The 258-nt window shown below is 64.3% G+C and carries 1 pseudogene; it reads left to right on the top strand.

Annotated features, from left to right (window positions below):
- Positions 1–136: pseudogene (locus OXS49_RS33495) on the top strand (EF-hand domain-containing protein); the annotation flags it as partial.
- Between the last annotated feature and the right edge of the window lie 122 nt (positions 137–258).

The raw sequence follows: 258 nt of genomic DNA, 5'->3' as shown, positions 1-258 counted from the left end.
TACGCTCGACAAGAAGGAGTATGGCGCTTTGGTCGAGCAGCGCTTCAAGGCGGCCGACCCGGACGGCGATGGCACACTCGACGCAAAGGAGCTGAAGAAGCCGGCGGGCCGCAGCCTCATGCAGTTGCTGAAGTAGGGACTGGTCACGCATACGAACTCCCCCGCCAGCCCGGATCGGATCGGGCGGCGGGGCCGAGCCGGCGGTGAACACGCACCTCAGTTCTTGAAAATCCGAACCTCGCCTTCCGACAGCTCCTC

It is taken from the genome of Methylobacterium sp. GC_Met_2, assembly GCF_026540795.1.
In the GTDB taxonomy this organism is placed as follows: Bacteria; Pseudomonadota; Alphaproteobacteria; order Rhizobiales; family Beijerinckiaceae; genus Methylobacterium.
Note: the sequence above shows the minus strand (reverse complement) of the source record. Positions and strands in the feature narration are given on the sequence as shown.